The organism is Psychrobacter sp. 4Dc, from assembly GCF_002836715.1.
Lineage (GTDB): Bacteria > Pseudomonadota > Gammaproteobacteria > Pseudomonadales > Moraxellaceae > Psychrobacter.
Genome location: NZ_PJAT01000123.1, coordinates 56,077 through 74,902, shown reverse-complemented (window position 1 = coordinate 74,902; position 18,826 = coordinate 56,077). Strand labels below are relative to the sequence as shown.

Sequence of the window (18,826 nt, the reverse complement as noted above, 5' to 3'; positions counted from 1 at the left end):
CAACGAGTTGATAATTTATTTCGTAATACTGGTATTACTTAATTTGGCACTGATTTCACGCAGCAACTTCACTTCCTCTGATGGCTCTTCTACTGCTTCTTCTATAACTTCCTCTACCTCTTCAGCACGGCGCATTTTATTGACACCTCTAACCATCATAAAGATGATGAAAGCTAAGATTAAAAAGTTAATAAGTACGGTAATAAAACTACCGTAAGCCAATACAGGTACACCTGCTTCTTTAAGCGCATCATAAGTCATAGCAATACCGTCAGGTGCATCGCCTAAAACCAAGAACATGTTTTCAAAATTAATCTCGCCACCAAAAATAAAAGCGACAATCGGCATAATAATATCATCTACCAAAGATTTTGTGATGGTGGCAAAAGCCCCTCCGATGATGACACCGACTGCCAAATCCATCACGTTACCTTTGACAGCGAACTCTTTAAACTCTGAAACCATACTCATTGTTTTTTCCTCAAAATTTATCTATAAACCAATAGATATTTATATAGTTAGTATCACATCTAGCTTTCATGTTAATAATTGAATACATTAATACCACTATTCATTCTGTCTGTATTTTTCCAAGATTACAACACAAAAAAAAGCAGTATAAAGTGAACCATTAATAGTTCACCTTATACTGCTCATTTTTTGAATCACTTAGTGCCAGTAAAACTACTGACACTAAGGGTTTGCGTCAAACATCAATACTATGAATTACTAAGTAACTCACTTATTGATATTAAGCACCTTTCTTACCACGGCCGTGACGCTTACGCTCACTTTCAGTCAAGTAGCGTTTACGAATACGTACCGCTTTTGGCGTTACTTCGACTAGCTCATCGTCTTGAATAAATTCAAGCGCTTGCTCAAGAGTGAACTTCACTGCTGGCGTCAACGTCAATGCTTCGTCAGTACCACTAGCACGTACGTTGGTTAGCTGTTTAGCAGTCGTTGGGTTAACAGTCATATCATCGTTACGAGAGTTAAGACCAACAATCATACCTTCATAAACTTCAAGCTGTGGCTCAGCAAACAACTTACCACGTTTCTGTAGGTTAAATAGAGCAAAACCTAGGCAAGTACCATTTGCCATAGAAACCAATACGCCGTTAGAACGACCACCAACATCACCAATCTTCTGTGGACCGTAATGTGAGAAGCTCGAGGTCATGATACCACTACCTGAAGTCAGGGTTAGGAACTCAGAACGGAAACCGATCAAGCCACGCGCTGGTATGGTCGCCTCGATACGCATACGGCCTTTACCGTCCAGCTCCATGTTAGTCATCTCGCCTTTGCGTAAACCAACTTGCTCCATGATAGAACCTTGATGCTCTTCTTCGATATCGAAGACAACGTTTTCATATGGCTCTTGTAGCTTACCATCAACTTCTTTAACGATAACTTCTGGGCCAGAAACACCTAGCTCAAAACCTTCACGGCGCATGTTTTCGATAAGTACTGATAAATGAAGCTCACCACGACCTGATACTTTAAATTTGTCAGGAGACTCAGTGTCTTCTACACGTAATGCTACGTTATGAATCAACTCACGCTCAAGACGCTCACGAATGTTACGTGAAGTCACGAACTTACCTTCACGACCAGCAAATGGTGAATTGTTTACTTGGAAGTTCATAGATACTGTAGGTTGATCTACCGTTAGTGCTGGTAGTGCTTCAACGTTGTTAGGATCACAAATAGTATCAGATATGTTTAATGCATCGATACCTGTGATACAAACGATATCACCGGCTTGTGCATCTTCAACGTCAATACGATCAAGACCATGATAACCCATAATTTTTAGGATACGGCCGTTACGCGTTTTGCCATGCTTATCAATGACAGTCACTGGAGTGTTAAGTTTAACTTTACCACGCTGAATACGGCCAATACCGATTACACCAACAAAGCTGTTGTAGTCAAGGCTTGAGATTTGCATACGGAACGGAGCGTCAGCATCAACCTGTGGAGGCTGAACAACGTCAACGATAGTTTTGAACAATGGCGTCATATCATCAGCTAAATCATCTGCTTCTAGACCTGCAATACCGTTCAATGCTGAAGCATAAACAACTGGGAAATCAAGCTGCTCATCGTTTGCACCTAGGTTGTCAAACAAATCAAAGATTTGATCCATTACCCAATCAGGACGTGAGCCAGGACGATCGATTTTGTTAATAACAACGATCGGCTTTAGACCTTGTTCGAATGCTTTTTGCGTCACAAAACGAGTCTGAGGCATTGGGCCATCAACAGCGTCAACAACTAAAAGTACGCAGTCAACCATAGACATTACACGCTCAACTTCACCACCGAAATCGGCGTGACCTGGGGTATCAACAATGTTGATACGGTATTCAGTTTCTGAAGTTTTATCTGTCCAGCGGATAGCTGTGTTTTTAGCCAAAATGGTAATACCACGTTCTTGCTCAATATCACCTGAGTCCATTGCACGCTCAGCAATGTTTGCACGGTCGCCAAAAGTACCAGACTGATGTAATAACTTATCAACCAAAGTTGTCTTACCGTGGTCAACGTGGGCAATAATTGCAATGTTACGCAGGTGTTTGATATCGTTCGCCATATAAAATGCTCGTTTCGTCTTAAAAAAATGCAGTAGCAGTAAGCGCTGCTGAATAAACTTTCATCATCAATCAGATAGATATTGAATCTAAGATGACGCAAAAAAGAATGCTATCAAATAAAAAAGTTCAATACAATCAAATATCTATACTGACGAATTCATCATACAGATTGCTATGCTATTGTACATACTGTTAATTTACAGAATGTTTGGGTGGCTAGTATAACATTATTGATTCATAAATTTATGTAATAACTCACTTTTCTCAATACATAAATAAAAAAAAGCCACCCAATGGGTGGCTTTTTTTGTAACTGTATATTTAACTATACGGTTATTTTGCTAATACTTACTGAACAACCATATCTTTAGTTTGTTCAACAGTCATTGTTTTGTCACCAGTGATGATGGCATAAACACGACGGTTCATAGCACGACCTTCTTCAGTGTCGTTTGAAGCGATTGGGTTGTTGTAACCATAGCCTACAGTTGATAGACGGTTTGGAGCGATACCGAATTCGTTAGTTAGCATAGATTTAACAGCAACGGCACGAGCTTCAGATAGACGTTGGTTATAACGTGCTGAAGGACCAGTCTTAGAAGCATGACCTTCTACACGAGCTGTAGAGTTAGGATACTCACGCATCTTCTCTGCTACTTTAGCGATTTCTGGCTTGTACTGGTTTTTGATAGCTGACTTGTCGTTATCAAAGAATACACGTAGTTCCATTTTCAGTTCGTCAGTAATGTCTACTGGTACTGGGCAACCGCGCTCATCAACTACAACGTTCATTGGAGTGCCTGGGCATGCATCGATGCTATCAGGTACGCCATCACCGTCAGAATCAAGATCAGCTTCAACAACAACTACTGGAGTGTTGTCAACTACTGGCTCTTGCATAGGTGGTACTGCTACTGTAGGTGCTAGATGGCCACCTAGTACTACTTCTAGACCGGCCAAAGCCATGCCTTCCCACCAGTTGTTGTCAAAGTTATGAATCGCACGAGCTTCACCACGTAGGCTTAGCGCGTCATTGATGCGATACATAGCACCTAAACCTAGGTTACCGATAGTGTCTTTTGATTCTGCAACTTCGTTACCAGCTGCGTTTTCAATTTTGATTTTAGATTGACCAGCACCAACCAATACATATGGCTTGAATGCACTATCAGTATAACCAGTAAATTCTTCAGTACCAATTAAGAAGTTACCAGAAATAGTTTCCTGTTCAGCATCATAAGATCCTGTGTCAGCATCATTATTGCTAATGCCATCAGTATTAGAAACGCCGTATTCTACTTGAAATTGTGTAGAAGGTGTTAGTTCGATACCAAGTGCTGCACCAGTATAAAGACCATCTTCTTGATAGTAACCATCTCCAGTAGCATCATCAACTAACACTTCCGCTTGCTCATCATCAGCACCTTCGCTGTAATGATAGCCTAATAGTAGTGGGCTAATAGTAACGCCAGCATTAGCTGCTAATGGAGCAGCTGTTACGGCAAATAAAGCTAGAGCTATTTTGTTCAATTTCATGGACTTCCTCCAAAGGATAATTTTAGTGATGCATTAAGCAAAACCGATTCTCAAGACGTACTAAGATAGACATCTCTTACGCATTTTAAGTTACAAAGCAAAACCAATTAAGGAGTAGCTTAGCGATTATTAATTCAGTTTACAACTTTTTTCGTTAACGAGCTACACATTATTACACGATAATGTTGTAACTAAAACACAATAAACAGTCTAAGTTACCCAGAACTAACACACCTTACGCTTCTTATCTTTTACACATCAGTTTGCGATAGATGAATAGTCTATTGATAGCTATTTTCTTGAAGCATTTTATTACAATTAGAATTTTTTCTCTATTGCTAATATCATTCTTTCACTAATTGAAACATTTTTTGACAGTCGCTATATATTACATATATATTGTAAAAAACCAATATTCTTCTGAAAATCAAGTGATTAGGTGTTATATATGCTTTATATACAGTGGAATAAGAGAAATTTTAAAGAATTTGGACAATTGGTTTGCTTAAAAGATAGTCAACACAAGGATGTATGAGACGTTGTTTTTTACTTGAATGACAAACAGCTATAGGATGTAGCGAATTATGAACTTATTTAATAAGGTGCTGGCCAGTTATAGAAGAATAGTCACTTTTATTCTTTATATATCTATTCGCAGAAAAGGCAGGTATGGGATTGGTAAGTTCTTAGCTATTGCATCTAGGTTATTCAATAAACTATTGAAGTTAGTCAGTTATAGGAAATTATCCCTTCAGAACAATAATATTCTCAGTGCTAAGCAATCAAACGGCTTTACTCTCGTTGAGCTAACTGTGACGACAATGGTATTGGGAATTATCGCAGCTATTGCAGCGCCAAGTATCTTAACGCACTTAGCACGAATGGAGGCGCAACGTGTCAAGCATCAGTTAGAGAACACTTTATCTTTAGCAAAGGCCGAAAGTTATATAAGTCGACAAGATGTCTTGGTTTGTTTATCGAATGATGCACAGCAATGCCATAGGAACAGTGATAAGACACTTCTGCTATTCGTAGATAAAAACAACAATAAGCATTTTGATTCTCAAGTAGATACCTTATTAATTCAGCAATCTTTAGACCTGAGATATAGTACAGTGAAATTAAGAGTTGGCGGTAGGCGTCACTATACTAAATTTTGGGGTGATAGCGGCAGACCACGAGGACACTTCGGTCATATAAAATATTGCCCTACCTCTTCTTATAACAAGTCAATGTACCAAATCTCTTTTAACCAATCCGGTATCGTCAAACATAAACTTAATGCAGACCATCCTACGAAATGTAATGGGTAATAGATGCCGTATATGTAAACCTACTTGTACATGGCCTCTTTCATCATTTTCACAGAGCTTTCTAATCCTACAAATACGGCATCTGCAATAAGTGCGTGACCAATATTTAACTCATATATACCATCAATCTTTGCAATGGCGTTCACATTGTCACACGTTAAGCCATGACCTGCGTTAATAAGCAATTTATCATCTAGGCTCTGTGCTGTAGCTACTGCATGTTCAATTCTTTTAAGTTCAGCTAACTGTGCGTCAGTATCATTTGCTAAGCCTGCTTCGGCATAAGCACCCGTATGCAATTCTATCGCGGCTGCACCACACTCTATCGCGGCTGCAATCTGCTTATCATCTGGATCAATAAACAAAGAAACCTTAATATTAGAGTTTTGTAGCTTATGAACATACTCTTTCAAAGACGTGACTTGCCCTGCAACATCAAGACCACCTTCTGTCGTTAACTCTGCACGCTTTTCAGGTACTAGACATACCCAAAAAGGTTTAACTTCGCAGGCTATTGCAAGCATCTCATCTGTCGCTGCCATCTCTAGATTCATTCTCGTCGACAACTGACCTGCCATTTCATAAACATCTGCATCTTGTATATGACGACGATCTTCACGCAGATGTATAGTGATACCGTCTGCCCCTGCCTTTTCGCACAATAATGCAGCAGCCAAAGGACTTGGATAACTCACACCGCGCGCTTGACGCAATGTTGCCACGTGATCAATATTCACGCCTAACAAAGGTTTTTTTGAATTGTTTTCAGATGAGGTAGATACAGAGATACTCATAAAAAATCCTTTGGGCAATTAAGCCTAACTTATATAGTTGATACTACGATGATATTTGAGAATGCAGTTATTGGTAACGCTGCTGCTGCTGCCATAACAGACGGCTTTGTAGCGGCTGATAATCAAGTAAATGATCAATAAGATGTCGATGTAGTTTTGACCAATGGCTCAGCGTTTGCTCAGTAATACCTAAACGTGCCATTTCTATGATATCCGCCCCCTTAAAAACAGTCTGTCCAGACTCACTGGCTAAATGCTCAGACTCTTCATTATGTACTAATACAGGGAGCAAACCTACATCCGGTAAAAAGCGGTAAGTACAATCAGACTCGATGGGATCTTCAACATTGTCATGCGTTAACGTTAAAGTGAATCCTAACTCGGTAAATAGATACTGCTCAAACTGACGTAGACAGAGACGAAGCTCGCTATTATTTAAGGGCTGCTTGAGTTGTTGTAGACTGATTTGATAATGCTGCCACAATACTGGCATTGGGTCTTCAGTAGGTAACAGCCGCCACAGTATCTCGTTTATATATAGTGCGGCATACTGATGTTGGCCGCTGATATTAGCGTAAGGTACGGCTTCTAAGACAGCAGGTTTACTATCTTTTTTAACACCGTCTTTTTGAACACTGTCAGCTTGAGTCGTATCTTGCGAGGCAATATTAATTTGACTGAAAGTTTTTAGGTCGCGTTTGCCAGTAGCAAAAAGCTGTAACGGCATAAATAGTGGCGCGCCTTTTTTCCCAACACCATGTATCACACCGTGTTGTTGAGAAAAAAGATAATACAAAGCGCGCTTTTCTTGATAAGGACGCTGATGCAATAAATACCCGACGAGCGCTTCATTACGCATTTTTTATTACCTAAATAGCTAAAAGGCAGATAGTGCTTTTGAAGCGTTTGTTTTTAACCGCTATCAATAGCCCAAACTGGTCAACGCACGTTCGTCATCAGACCAACCACGTTTCACTTTGACCCACAAAGTTAACATGATTTTTTTACCGAACAACTGCTCCATATCTTTACGAGCATCCATACCAACTTGTTTGATACGCTGGCCTTTATCACCGATAACGATGGCTTTTTGACCACCACGTTCAACATAGATAGTCGCATCGATGAAAGTACAAGCTTTGCGTGGACGCCCTGTTTTTGGATCAGTATGTGCAGGTTCGTCTTTAAACTCATCAATCTGTACGGTTAAATCATATGGCACTTCATCGCCCGCACTACGCATGATTTTTTCGCGAATGATTTCACTGGCCAAAAATCGCTCAGAGCGATCTGTGATTTGTTCTGTATCGTAAATAGGCGCAGCGACTGGTAAATGTGAGGCAATCACTTCTTGCAAACGATCTAAGTTTTGATTTTTTAGTGCAGATACAGGAACGATATCAGCAAAATCGAAACTATCGTTGAAGGTTTCGATAAGTGGTAGCACGCTGCCTTTATCTTTTAGAGTATCTGACTTATTGATAACCAATACGACTGTTAGATTGGTCTCACCGAGCTTTTGCAAGGTCAATAAATCATCGTCACGCCATTGATCTGAATCAACAACAAACAGTACTAAATCTACATCTACTAACGCCGATACCGCCGCTTTATTCATACGTTCGTTAATAGCACGTACTTCGTTACGGTGAATACCTGGTGTATCAACAAACACCGCTTGCATTTCATGGTTTGACAAAATGCCATGAATACGATGACGGGTGGTTTGTGGTTTGCGTGAAGTAATAGACAGCTTTTGACCTAATAAGTGATTCATCAAAGTTGACTTGCCCACATTTGGTCGTCCAACAATGGCCACATAACCTGCTCTAAAATCATCAGCCATCCGAGTATTGCCACTTGGCGCAAAAAATTCTTCAATAGCCATATCATTGTCTAATGCAATATCTTCTGCATCAATACTATCAGTCTCTTCGGTAACTTCGATATTGTTTTGGCTTAAATCGATATCTGTGTTTTCACCCAAACTTTGGGTGCTGTCTTCATTGTTTGATGGCAAATCAGTATGATTGCTCATAAGTTAATCCTATAGGGTTTGTGTCTAGCCGAACAGTCGTTGATGCTAAATTTATTTAGTCACCATTAAAAACGAGCTAGAAACATTTAAAGTTTTAAAATAAATAATATGTGAGGTAGTTTTAATGTATGTTTGCCAAGTTACAACCAATCTAAGCTAATACTCTGCATCTAAAAATGCATTAAATAGACATCGGCTATACACGTTTTTTGGCAGATCCTGGCAATTTATGTAATTGGTTAATCATAAGCTCTGCTGCTTTTTGTTCAGCGATACGGCGGCTCTCACCAGATTCAGTAATATCAGGGCAGTTATTGATATTGACATGACAACGTACAACGAAAATTTGATGCGGTGCATTACCACGCGTTTCCATGAGCTCGTAATTAGGCAAGTCAAACTGTTTAGATTGTAGCCATTCTTGCAGCCGACTCTTGGCGTCCTTCAATGCTTTTTGGTCATTGACATTATCAATCAGATCACCATACCAAGAGAGAACACATTTACGAGTAATATCCATATCCTGACTGTCTAAATAGATAGCACCAATCAGAGACTCTACAGCATCCGCCAGTATGGAAGCACGATTGCGACCGCCACCTTTGCGCTCACCTACTCCTAATATAAGATGGTTAGACAGCTCTAAGTTTTGAGCGATAATTACCAACGACTCTTGGCGCACCAATGTCGCGCGCATACGCGTCAAGCGCCCTTCATTTTGACTAGGATAACGATGATATAAAGCTTCACCCACAATCATCCCTAACAGTGCATCACCTAAAAACTCTAGGCGCTCATAGTTTTTTTTGCTATCAAATGAGCGATGCGTTAGCGCAAGTTTAGGTAAGCTCAAGTCATTGAACTCGTAGCCTAACTTACGCGTTAATACTGCTAACCGCTGAATAAATTCTGAGCTAACAACAAGCGTGTCAACAGACGTACTATTTTTTTGGGAAGTAGGAACTGCTTGGGAATGGTGCGAAGTTGGTTTCATGCGTGGTTTATGGTTATCCCTTCTGCTTGACAGATTTAGTTTAATAATATTATTTGATATATTTTATGAAATAATGAAAGCGCTATGTCGTACTATGATGGCTTACTCTGCTGTTGCCATTTCAATGTTACCTTCGAAACGGTTCACGATATCGACATTGCTAAAAAAGTTATTAGTTACTGCATATTCTTTATAGATAGCCAATTGACCTGTTTTCTTATCGGTAAAGGTAAATACATCTTCCGCTTTAGTATCGTAATCTGCGTTAATTGATAACTGTTTGTTGACACGTTCAACAAACTGTTTGGCTGTCTCGTTATTATTATTGGCTTCTTTTAGCTGTGCACTTAATACCTTGGTCAATTGATAATCACCAATCTGAGCCGGTACGATAGCTACTATCAACTTAGTCGCAATACCTAGAAGTATAATAATGAGAACAACATTTGTCACACTGGCACCGCGCTGTATAGCCAAACCAGATAATTGCTGCATTATGATATCCTTCTAAAGATAAACGACTATTTCTAATAAGTGTATAAATAATAAATAGCTATTAATTATTTAGCAACGATATTAGCATAAAACCATTATCAACCAATCAACCTCTAAGCAATCACATTGCCTTAATTGATAGTACCATTACGTTCAAAGGTTGGTAGATTAAGACCAGGAGGTTTATGCATCCAAATATAAACTGCCTTACCTGCTAGGTTTTCATCCGGAACGAAGCCCCAAAATCTACCGTCTGCACTGCGATCTCGGTTATCACCCATCACAAAATACTGATTTTCTGGCACGTCAATGCGCCACTCAGTGCCTTCTGACTCTACCACCTCTGGTGATTGTTGCTGCAAAAATGGCGCGTATTGTGAACTGTTCATGCCATCTAAATAGCGTACGAGGTGCTTATTGTCACCTTGTACTTCTTCAAAATATTGTGCCGCGTCTTCTTCTTGCTGACCCATTGCAGAAGCACTCTCTTCGGTCAGCACTTGACCTGGACCAACTTGGCCTGGTAAGTATAGCTGTGAAGTCAATTCAGCATTTGCCGCGAAATCTACAGACTTAGTCTCAACAGGTACATCATTGATAGACAGCGTGCCTTGACTATAACTTACGCTATCACCAGGCAAACCGATAACGCGTTTAATATAATAAATGCTCGGGTTTTCAGGGTAGCGAAACACTGCCACATCACCATGCTCAGGTTCACCAGTATCTAGTACCTTATTGTAGGTTAACGGCAGGCGCACGCCATATGCATACTTATTGACAGCAATAAAGTCACCCGTATATAGCGTAGGCACCATAGAAGATGATGGAATATTAAATGGCTCAATTAAAAATGAGCGTACTATCAATACCACTGCTAACACAGGAAAAAAGTCATAAGCCCAGCGAACTAGTAAGCCTTCTTGACCTCGACCACGAGTTTTGCGCTGTTTGAGCGCTAGCTTATCTAACAGCCAAACAATTCCTAGGACTATAGTTAACGGCACTAAAATTAAATTAAAATCAAAATCCATACCAAATTGCCTATTAACGAGCGGCTTATCTAACACCTTTACGATAAGACTCACTACATTTGACTGTTATCTACAATGACTATCTTGAGTTACGTTTAGCAATTAGCTATCAACTTGCAACACAGCTAAGAAGGCTTCCTGCGGGATTTCCACATTACCTACTTGTTTCATACGTTTTTTACCAGCTTTTTGCTTAGACAATAGCTTTTTCTTACGTGACACATCGCCACCATAGCATTTTGCTAATACGTCTTTACGCATGGCTTTTACCGTACTACGACCAATGATCTGGCTACCGATAGCTGCTTGAATGGCGACATCAAACATTTGACGTGGAATCAGCTCTTTCATCTTCGTAACTAGAGCATTACCACGATAACGTGATTGGGTTTCGTGCACGATCATCGCTAAGGCATCGACTTTATCGCCATTGATTAGCACATCAACTCTCACCAACTTATCAGCTTGATAGCGCTCGAAGTTATAGTCTAGCGATGCAAAACCACGTGAAACCGACTTTAGGCGATCAAAGAAATCCATGACAACTTCGCCCATTGGAATATCAAATATCAGCTGTACTTGTCGACCCATAAAACGCATATCAACCTGAACGCCACGACGCTCAATACATAGCGTCATTACATTGCCTAAGAATTCTTGCGGTACTAAAATCTGACAGCGAGCAATTGGCTCACGGAATTCTTCAATGTTGTTTGGCTCAGGTAGATGTGATGGATTATCTACATAGATTACATCACCGTTCTTTTTCTCAATTTCGTAAATAACTGAGGGCGCTGTAGTAATCAAATCTAGATCATATTCACGCTCTAGACGCTCTTGGATAATCTCCATGTGCAACATACCCAAGAAGCCACAACGGAAACCAAAGCCAAGCGCATCCGACGTATCTGGCTCAAAAAACAGTGACGCATCGTTAATTTGCAGTTTTTGTAAGGCTTCACGGAATTTTTCAAAATCACTCGAATCTACTGGGAACATACCAGAATAGACTTGTGGCGTGACTTGTTTAAAACCTGGGATACGATCCACATCAGGGGTCTTAGCATGAGTGATAGTATCGCCTACTGGCGCTCCGGCAATATCCTTAATACCCGCAATAACAAAGCCGACTTCCCCTGCTTCTAAAACACCCGTATCTACAGGCTTAGGGGTAAAGACACCAATCGAGCCAACCAGATGTGCCTCTTGAGTCGATTTGATATATAATTTGTCACCTTTACGTATAGTACCTTCACGTACCCGTACCAATGAAACTACGCCCAAATAATTATCGAACCAAGAGTCAATAATTAGTGCTTGCAGTGGTGCTTCACGATCACCAGTTGGTGCCGGAATAAACTCTACTAGCGCTTCTAGCAGCTTATCAACACCAAGACCAGATTTGGCTGACACTCGCGGTGCGTCAACGGCATCGATACCGATAATATCTTCAATTTCTTGAATGACGCGCTCAGGCTCAACTTGCGGCAGATCAATCTTATTTAACACCGCCATGACCTCTAAGCCTTGATCAACGGCTGTATAGCAATTAGCCACTGACTGCGCTTCTACGCCTTGAGCGGCATCAACAACCAATAGCGCACCTTCACAAGCTGCTAATGAACGCGAAACTTCATATGAAAAATCGACGTGACCAGGGGTATCAATAAAGTTAAGCTGATAGCGCTCACCATTTGGATGATCATAAAACAGTGTTACTGACTGTGCTTTGATAGTGATACCGCGCTCACGCTCAATATCCATTGAGTCGAGCACCTGCGCCTGCATCTCGCGATCTTGCAAGGCACCGCACATTTGAATAAAACGATCGGCAAGGGTCGACTTACCATGATCAATGTGGGCAATGATTGAAAAGTTACGAATATTGGCTAATGCAGTCACAAAGCGCCTACTAAATTAAGGGTGATAGAATAATAAAACTAAAAAATAAATATTGTCAGATGCAATTGATAAGTTGCTTGTACTTCTTTGAAGGTCAACCGTTATAACAAGCCAATTCGGCTAATACTACCGTCTAAAATCCATAGCCAAGCACATTAACTCTTATGCGCAGACATAAAAGAGTATTCTAGCAGTTTTCCACTGCAAAGTAAGGCGATTTTGTTAGAAGAGATGTGACTTGCAGATGAAATGAAAAAAACTTAATACTTATAGAGAATGTCTAGTATATTAAGAACTGATAGAAAATCTTGAGAAGATCATTTATTCTAGGCAAAAAAAAACCAATCTCGATAGATTGGTTTTTTTCGTACTGCTATATATGGTGGCGATGAAGAGACTTGAACTCTTGACCTCACGATTATGAGTCATGCGCTCTAACCAGCTGAGCTACATCGCCGTTTTAGGCTGCACATTATGCCCAAGCTGTTGACTGCCGTCAACCCCTAATAAGCATTTTTTGCAAAAAAATGAATTTAATTCAGATTAATTGCAACTATTACTATAACAAACAATAAAAAAGGTTTGGTAAACCGATAAGCCGGGTTCTGTCGTGGACGATCATTCCTCTAGGCGTATCATCGCTAATACGCTCAAGCAACCTACCCGCATCGAACGCGGGCCGCGCCATGCCGATGCCTATTTGGTCTTGCTACGCGTGGAGTTTACCATGCCGTGAGATGTTGCCATTCACGCGGTGCGCTCTTACCGCACCCTTTCACCCTTACCGATGATACCCTAAGGTACTAAAGGCGGTCTACTCTCTGCTGCACTGGTCGTCAAGTTACCCTGCCCAGCCGTTAGCTGGCACGCTGCCCTATGTAGCCCGGACTTTCCTCCCCTGCTCATCTGTTGCCAGTGTGCAGCGGCGATCGCCTAGTCTACCAAGCGCGCTAGTATAGCAAACTTATGACTGCCTGCGAATGTCTTTTGGATTTATTTTTGTGGACAACATAAATAGGCTAAACAAAATTTGCTGGTAGTGTGTCAATATTACCGACCAGATTATCTTTTAGATACGGTATTTGTAGCCAATGCGCTGCGAGATAATGATTGTCTAAATATTTTCGTAGAAATTCAATAGTGCTATTTGCGATCTCCGTATCCGTTTGCTCAGCATCATCATGGATATGATTATAAATTACGCTATGTACTATTAATCCTCGCGACTTTATGGCTTCTAAACTCAGCAAAGTGTGATTGATGCTGCCCAATCGACCAGAGGTGACCAAGACAATAGGATAGCCTTGCTCGGCAATATAGTCTAACGTGAGTAGATTCTCTGTAATGGGCACAAGCAAACCACCTGCACCTTCTAGTAGTACCAGCTCATACTCAGATTGCAGGCGCTTAGTAGCATTGGTAATCATATCAGGATCAAGTGTTTCCCCTGATAATTTAGTAGCCAGATGAGGAGACGCTGGCTTCTTATAACGATGAGCACAAGTCGTAAAATCGAGGTCACATTGCTGTAAAGAAATGTCCATAAGTTGACGATGCGTAATGATATCATCAGCAATATTCATCTCACCATTATTTGGATTAATCGATACGCCCGTTTGCACTAACTTTTGAGTGATGACATTTAAGCCTTGCTGCATAAGCGCTTTGGCAAGCAGTCCAGTAGCATAGGTTTTACCAATATCGGTATCGATACCAGAAACAAATAGAACACTCATGGTTGACCTCGGTTTTCTAAATACGTATGCACTACTTTTAGCAGCGCTTGGCATAAGGTAGTCAGTTCATCATCAGTAATCACGTAGGGTGGCATGATATACACCAGCTTACCAAATGGTCTGACCCAGATACCGTTATCAATCAATAAAGACTGAAATGTAGGCATATCGACCGCTTCATGCAACTCAATGACGGCGACTGCACCCAAACAACGTACCTCGGCAACACCGTCTAATAACGCAGCAGGCGCTAACTGCTGTTCCATGATAGTCTGCATGTTTGCGGTACGCGCTTCAATATCATAAGACATAATCAAATCAATCGATGCGCACGCAACTGCACAGGCCAGTGGGTTGCCCATAAAGGTTGGGCCATGCATAAGGGCTGGATAGTCACTATTATGAATGGTATCGGCAATTTTTCGGGTACATAACGTTGCAGCAAAAGTCATATAGCCACCCGTCAGCGCCTTACCAATGGTCATGATATCAGGGCTAATAGCCGCATGTTCACACGCAAATAATTTACCACTACGACCAAACCCAGTGGCGATTTCATCCGCAATCAATAGTACATCATGCTCATCGCACAGTTGACGCAGCAATTGTAAATATTCAGGACTATAAAAACGCATCCCGCCTGCGCCCTGAATAATTGGCTCAATGATAAAACCTGCCAGCTGCTCACCATACTCTACAAAAAACTGAGCTAATGATTCACGCTCATCTACTGTCAATGAGCGCTCAAAGCCAATGGGCGGTGCAGGGACGAAATGCTGCATCGGTAATTGCTTTCCATATAGGCTGTGCATACCATTAACAGGGTCACAGACACTCATGGCATGCCACGTGTCTCCGTAATACCCTGAATGGGTTGATGCAAATTGTTGCTTGGTTGGACGCTTGGCAGCTACTTGATATTGCAGCGCCATTTTTAGCGCCACTTCTACCGCGATACTGCCACTGTCCGCATAAAAAATCGCATCAAGTCCAGCAGGTACAATGTCGAGCAGTTTTTTACCTAAATCTATCGCCGGCTGATGAGTCAATCCACCAAACATGACATGCGCCATTTTACCCAACTGCTTAGTCAGTGCTTCATTCAGTTTTGGATGGTTATAACCATGAACGCTCGCCCACCATGACGACATACCATCGATCAGGCGCGTGCCATCTTCAGTAATGATGTAGATACCTTCAGCGTGATCGATAACGATATTGGAATAGGTTGGTGGCAGGCTGGCATATGGATGCCAAAGATGTTGCTGATCGAACTCACTGGCTACTTGCATAGATTTGGTTGTCATTGTTTTTGTGGTCATTATATTGTCCCTAAAACGTTGTAAACCCAAACGTCATCAATCGCTTATAAGTACTCTATTGACCCGTAATACGCTTGTATTTAGACAGCAGGTCGCTTTCAGTCTCAACATGATTGGGATCGTGAGGAATACAGTCGACTGGACAAATCACAACGCATTGTGGCTCGTCAAAATGTCCAACACATTCTGTACATAGATCAGGGTCGATGACATAGATATCATCCCCTTCTGAGATGGCTTCATTGGGGCAAGCAGGCTCGCACACATCACAGTTGATGCACTCATCAGTGATTAATAGTGCCATGAACTGTTCCTTATATTTTTGCTCGTATTAGGGCTTGTCCCTAATTCAAACGTTTATCACTAAATGGGCTAAAAATGGCTAAATCTTTGACAAACGGCGTCAAATAACTGGTCAATATCTCGATATTGTCTGCACTATTTTTCTTGTTTGCCTGCGATTTATCTAATTTTTATCACTATTTTTAAAATAGGGACATGCCCTATTCCTATATGGCTGCTCCTTACTATTTTAGCAAGTGCTAGCAGCATATCTTTGATGCAGTACCTTTTATTTACTATTTAACTTTTTGTCGAATGCTTGCAAAACACAAGGTGGAACGAATTTATTAACGTCACCGCCAAGTTTCGCAATTTCGCGAATCATAGTAGATGAGATAAATGAGTAATTTTGAGATGGGGTCAAAAACACCGCCTCAAAGTTTTCATCGAGCTCACGATTCATATTGGCTAGCTGAAACTCGTACTCAAAATCTGACATTGCACGCAAGCCACGCAAAACTGCCGTGGCGTTTTTCTCACGCATAAAGTCAACAAGCAGCCCTTCAAAACCAATGACAGATACCTGCGGTAAGTCTGCAAATACGGTTTCGACCAAAGCAACGCGCTCTTCAAAATTGAACAAGGGTTTTTTATGATGGCCTGAGGCAACCGCGATAACGACCTCATCAAATAGCTTGACGGCGCGTGTGACCAAATCTACATGACCATTGGTAATAGGATCAAAGGTACCAGGGTATAGAATTTTGGTATGTAGCTTTGAGGAATTGGGAGAAACAGAGTGGCTCATAGCATGACTGATATAATCGGTGATATTAGGCCATATGCTAGCAAATTTTGCTCAAACTTAATACTTATCTGCTACATTTGTCCTAACAGCTGATTTACCTTTTCATCAGAGGCTTTGATACAATAGGCAGTTCGACTCATCCATCTCATAATCGAAATAAAAAACAAGACTAGTTATTGGATTAGGATGAGGAATTAGTGGGACTGATTAAATAAGGAGCCTATATTTTAGGTCATCCTTATGGAGAAATTATGTCAAAAAAATCAAAAAAGCCAGATAATCAGATTTGCGCCAATAAAAAGGCGCGTCATGAGTATTTTATCGAAGAAACCTTTGAGGCAGGACTGGCATTACAAGGCTGGGAAGTCAAAGCCATTCGTGCAGGAAAAATGACTATTACCGAAGCGTATGTCATATTCCGCAATAACGAAGCTTTCTTATTTGGTGCGCACATTCAGCCATTACTATCGAGCTCAACGCACGTTAGTCCAGACAGTATTCGTACCCGTAAACTGCTGCTAAACCGTCGTGAGATCGAAAAACTATCTGGGGCAATCAACCAGAAAGGCTACGCTTGTGTACCGCTGTCTTGCTACTGGAAAAACTCATTGGTGAAATGCCAAATTGGCCTAGCATTGGGTAAAAAGCAGCATGACAAACGTAAAACGCTAAAAGATCGTGACTGGGAACGTGATAAGCAACGCGGTTTCAAACAGCATTTAGATTAAGCGTTATTTAATCTATATAAAAAAGGACGACTCAATATTTACTGAGCCGTCCTTTTTTGCTGTTTATAATATTTTATCAAAAACCATTTTAAACGCTAGTTGGTAAAAATAGACTTGTAAAGTAGTAGTTTTATAAAATAGAAACCTTTATAACATCTAGCCAGCGACCTTTTATGCCATTTTCTCTTCTAGAGACAATGCTGTCTTTCTACTAGCCTGACGCAATTGCCTAACACCATGAGCAATCAGACAACCAATACCTAACCAAATCAGACCATAGCTATAGATCATCGCTGACTCAAATGGGTTACCTAGTACGGTCACTGCCAAGATAAATAGCAACGCAGGCTCTAGATAGCTCATCATGCCATAGACGTTGACTGGTAGCATTTGACTGGCATCAATATTGGTCTTCATCGCCAAGACACTGAGCACACCTAAACCTACTAGCATCATGATAAAGAACCCAGAGCCGCTAACCAATACTAAACTGCTTGGGGCAAAGAAGAACAAGTAAGCCAGCGCAAAGGGCGCAAATATCGTTAAATCAATCAATAATCCAGTCACGGCACCGACTCCCTGCAGTCGGCGTAAAATGTAGTAAACGGGATACGTACCGCATACCCATAGCGTCGCCCAAGAGACACTTTGGGTACGAATAACTTCGCTACCTACGCCCAGTGCAGCAAAGGCCACTGCCAACCATTGCAAACGGCTTAGTTTTTCGCCAAAGAGGACACAACCAAACACCACCATCATTAACGGGAATAAGAAATACCCCATCGCGGTTTGCACACCTTGCCCATTAACTGGCGCCCACATAAATAACCAAAATTGGCTAAGGAATATCGGTGTAGGTAGTAGCAGCCAAGCCCATTGCTTAGCGCCTCTTATCACTTTCAATTTATCGATGTGCAATCCCAGACGTCCACTTACCATCAGGTATCCGACCAACGCTGCCCACATCGCGAGCATGCGCCAGATAAAAACTTGCGTCCCTGATAATGGCGATAAAAAGCTGCTATACGCATAGAGGACGCCAAATAGCACATTGGACAATATGGCAAAAGACACTCCTAGTATCACAGTGCGTTGTTGTGCGCTACCTGTCGTCCAAATCGCAGGTAGTGGCAAACGTGCAGCAGTCGTTGCTAGCGTATTAGCGAATACATTGGAGAGCATTGAGATAGACATGATAAGCACCGTAGCTATTAATAGATTATAAAAAACCAATTGCTAGC

At 41.2% G+C, this 18,826-nt stretch carries 17 protein-coding genes, 1 tRNA gene and 1 other RNA gene; 2 read left to right on the top strand and 17 right to left on the bottom strand.

The window, feature by feature from the left end; genetic code table 11:
* Positions 1–15 precede the first annotated feature (15 nt).
* The 3 genes from mscL to CXF61_RS11800 form a co-directional block, all read right to left on the bottom strand.
* Positions 16–471 carry a large conductance mechanosensitive channel protein MscL gene (gene mscL, locus CXF61_RS11810; protein WP_057758404.1) on the bottom strand — a complete coding sequence of 152 codons (456 nt, stop codon included), beginning with the start codon at positions 469–471 and terminating at the stop codon, positions 16–18.
* A 280-nt stretch (positions 472–751) separates the two neighbouring features.
* Positions 752–2,602, bottom strand: coding sequence for a translational GTPase TypA (gene typA, locus CXF61_RS11805; protein ID WP_057758402.1), 1,851 nt, complete (start codon positions 2,600–2,602; stop codon positions 752–754).
* A gap of 349 nt (positions 2,603–2,951) precedes the next feature.
* Entirely contained in the window at positions 2,952–4,139 is a 1,188-nt protein-coding gene (locus tag CXF61_RS11800) for an OmpA family protein (RefSeq protein WP_165598319.1), read from the bottom strand.
* Positions 4,140–4,723: 584 nt separating this feature from the next.
* On the opposite strand from CXF61_RS11800, the gene CXF61_RS11795 reads away from it, so the two are divergent.
* Positions 4,724–5,452 carry a GspH/FimT family pseudopilin gene (locus CXF61_RS11795; RefSeq protein ID WP_165598318.1) on the top strand — a complete coding sequence of 243 codons (729 nt, stop codon included), beginning with the start codon at positions 4,724–4,726 and terminating at the stop codon, positions 5,450–5,452.
* A gap of 20 nt (positions 5,453–5,472) precedes the next feature.
* Here CXF61_RS11795 and CXF61_RS11790 read toward each other — a convergent pair whose 3' ends face one another.
* The 13 genes from CXF61_RS11790 to coaD form a co-directional block, all read right to left on the bottom strand.
* The gene (locus tag CXF61_RS11790) at positions 5,473–6,246 is read right to left on the bottom strand and encodes a pyridoxine 5'-phosphate synthase (RefSeq protein WP_165598317.1); all 774 of its coding nucleotides are present in this window, start codon (positions 6,244–6,246) and stop codon (positions 5,473–5,475) included.
* Between the two features lie 67 nt (positions 6,247–6,313).
* On the bottom strand, positions 6,314–7,105 hold the full coding sequence (recO, locus tag CXF61_RS11785; protein WP_165598316.1) for a DNA repair protein RecO: 792 nt from the start codon (positions 7,103–7,105) through the stop codon (positions 6,314–6,316).
* A 63-nt stretch (positions 7,106–7,168) separates the two neighbouring features.
* Positions 7,169–8,134 carry a GTPase Era gene (gene era / locus CXF61_RS11780; protein ID WP_227526679.1) on the bottom strand — a complete coding sequence of 322 codons (966 nt, stop codon included), beginning with the start codon at positions 8,132–8,134 and terminating at the stop codon, positions 7,169–7,171.
* 346 nt (positions 8,135–8,480) lie between these two features.
* The gene (gene rnc / locus CXF61_RS11775) at positions 8,481–9,278 is read right to left on the bottom strand and encodes a ribonuclease III (protein WP_057758394.1); all 798 of its coding nucleotides are present in this window, start codon (positions 9,276–9,278) and stop codon (positions 8,481–8,483) included.
* Positions 9,279–9,380: 102 nt separating this feature from the next.
* Entirely contained in the window at positions 9,381–9,773 is a 393-nt protein-coding gene (locus tag CXF61_RS11770) for a DUF4845 domain-containing protein (protein WP_218870109.1), read from the bottom strand.
* A 131-nt stretch (positions 9,774–9,904) separates the two neighbouring features.
* A complete protein-coding gene (lepB, locus tag CXF61_RS11765) occupies positions 9,905–10,807 on the bottom strand; it encodes a signal peptidase I (protein ID WP_165598314.1) in 903 nt (300 codons plus the stop codon).
* Between the two features lie 102 nt (positions 10,808–10,909).
* Complete coding sequence (lepA, locus tag CXF61_RS11760) at positions 10,910–12,709, bottom strand: translation elongation factor 4 (RefSeq protein ID WP_101204270.1); 1,800 nt, start codon at positions 12,707–12,709, stop codon at positions 10,910–10,912.
* A 380-nt stretch (positions 12,710–13,089) separates the two neighbouring features.
* Positions 13,090–13,166: transfer RNA gene (locus CXF61_RS11755), tRNA-Met, on the bottom strand.
* 121 nt (positions 13,167–13,287) lie between these two features.
* An RNA gene (gene rnpB / locus CXF61_RS11750) (RNase P RNA component class A) lies at positions 13,288–13,654 on the bottom strand.
* 74 nt (positions 13,655–13,728) lie between these two features.
* Positions 13,729–14,445 (bottom strand): dethiobiotin synthase, encoded by a 717-nt coding sequence (bioD, locus tag CXF61_RS11745; RefSeq protein ID WP_165598313.1) that lies wholly within the window; start codon positions 14,443–14,445, stop codon positions 13,729–13,731.
* Entirely contained in the window at positions 14,442–15,767 is a 1,326-nt protein-coding gene (gene bioA, locus CXF61_RS11740) for an adenosylmethionine--8-amino-7-oxononanoate transaminase (protein ID WP_413775339.1), read from the bottom strand. The genes bioD and bioA overlap by 4 nt, the downstream gene beginning before the upstream one ends.
* 55 nt (positions 15,768–15,822) lie before the next feature.
* Positions 15,823–16,071 (bottom strand): YfhL family 4Fe-4S dicluster ferredoxin, encoded by a 249-nt coding sequence (locus CXF61_RS11735; RefSeq protein ID WP_021814308.1) that lies wholly within the window; start codon positions 16,069–16,071, stop codon positions 15,823–15,825.
* A gap of 267 nt (positions 16,072–16,338) precedes the next feature.
* Entirely contained in the window at positions 16,339–16,857 is a 519-nt protein-coding gene (gene coaD, locus CXF61_RS11730; RefSeq protein ID WP_165598312.1) for a pantetheine-phosphate adenylyltransferase, read from the bottom strand.
* A 251-nt stretch (positions 16,858–17,108) separates the two neighbouring features.
* On the opposite strand from coaD, the gene smpB reads away from it, so the two are divergent.
* Positions 17,109–17,585, top strand: coding sequence for an SsrA-binding protein SmpB (gene smpB, locus CXF61_RS11725; RefSeq protein ID WP_057758370.1), 477 nt, complete (start codon positions 17,109–17,111; stop codon positions 17,583–17,585).
* Between the two features lie 171 nt (positions 17,586–17,756).
* On the opposite strand, the gene rarD is transcribed toward smpB, so the two are convergent.
* Positions 17,757–18,779: an EamA family transporter RarD gene (gene rarD, locus CXF61_RS11720; protein ID WP_227526677.1), complete on the bottom strand. Its 1,023-nt coding sequence runs from the start codon at positions 18,777–18,779 to the stop codon at positions 17,757–17,759.
* Positions 18,780–18,826: the final 47 nt, after the last annotated feature.

Bases quoted from the DNA above. Each gene is read 5' to 3' on its own strand.
- smpB (WP_057758370.1), top strand. From the start codon at position 17,109: ATGTCAAAAAAATCAAAAAAGCCAGATAATCAGATTTGCGCCAATAAA.
- CXF61_RS11795 (WP_165598318.1), top strand. From the start codon at position 4,724: ATGAACTTATTTAATAAGGTGCTGGCCAGTTATAGAAGAATAGTCACT.
- coaD (WP_165598312.1), bottom strand. From the start codon at position 16,857: ATGAGCCACTCTGTTTCTCCCAATTCCTCAAAGCTACATACCAAAATT.
- mscL (WP_057758404.1), bottom strand. From the start codon at position 471: ATGAGTATGGTTTCAGAGTTTAAAGAGTTCGCTGTCAAAGGTAACGTG.
- recO (WP_165598316.1), bottom strand. From the start codon at position 7,105: ATGCGTAATGAAGCGCTCGTCGGGTATTTATTGCATCAGCGTCCTTAT.
- CXF61_RS11735 (WP_021814308.1), bottom strand. From the start codon at position 16,071: ATGGCACTATTAATCACTGATGAGTGCATCAACTGTGATGTGTGCGAG.
- typA (WP_057758402.1), bottom strand. From the start codon at position 2,602: ATGGCGAACGATATCAAACACCTGCGTAACATTGCAATTATTGCCCAC.
- bioD (WP_165598313.1), bottom strand. From the start codon at position 14,445: ATGAGTGTTCTATTTGTTTCTGGTATCGATACCGATATTGGTAAAACC.
- CXF61_RS11790 (WP_165598317.1), bottom strand. From the start codon at position 6,246: ATGAGTATCTCTGTATCTACCTCATCTGAAAACAATTCAAAAAAACCT.
- era (WP_227526679.1), bottom strand. From the start codon at position 8,134: ATGGCTATTGAAGAATTTTTTGCGCCAAGTGGCAATACTCGGATGGCT.
- bioA (WP_413775339.1), bottom strand. From the start codon at position 15,767: ATGACCACAAAAACAATGACAACCAAATCTATGCAAGTAGCCAGTGAG.
- lepB (WP_165598314.1), bottom strand. From the start codon at position 10,807: ATGGATTTTGATTTTAATTTAATTTTAGTGCCGTTAACTATAGTCCTA.
- rnc (WP_057758394.1), bottom strand. From the start codon at position 9,278: ATGAAACCAACTTCGCACCATTCCCAAGCAGTTCCTACTTCCCAAAAA.
- CXF61_RS11800 (WP_165598319.1), bottom strand. From the start codon at position 4,139: ATGAAATTGAACAAAATAGCTCTAGCTTTATTTGCCGTAACAGCTGCT.
- CXF61_RS11770 (WP_218870109.1), bottom strand. From the start codon at position 9,773: ATGCAGCAATTATCTGGTTTGGCTATACAGCGCGGTGCCAGTGTGACA.
- rarD (WP_227526677.1), bottom strand. From the start codon at position 18,779: ATGTCTATCTCAATGCTCTCCAATGTATTCGCTAATACGCTAGCAACG.